At 35.1% G+C, this 279-nt stretch carries 1 pseudogene; it reads right to left on the minus strand.

The annotated features are described in order from the left end of the window. Nucleotides 1-279 (minus strand): annotated as a pseudogene (locus NE665_RS24415) (IS5/IS1182 family transposase); the annotation flags it as partial.

Here is a 279-nt window from a genome sequence, read left to right on the forward strand (position 1 = left end):
CGAACGAATTCTTATCACAGAAAGTTTGATGCGAGTACGCAAAACATTTCTCCTTTTCACCTTTATGGAAGCAGCCACTTTCTGGATCTATAGCGCTTTCTGTAATTGTTTTAGTTGAAGTTTTTTTTACTTCTTCACCCGTTTCTTCATCATGTACATATTCTGTATGTACCATTGAATCAAAGGACTCTTTACCTATACATTCTCTATCCTCGATGATTTCAACCAACAGATCATCTTCGTATTTCTTTTTGAGAATCTCTACTTCTTTTTTGACAC

Source organism: Clostridium sp. DFI.1.208 (assembly GCF_024463855.1).
GTDB lineage: Bacteria > Bacillota_I > Bacilli_A > Erysipelotrichales > Erysipelotrichaceae > Clostridium_AQ.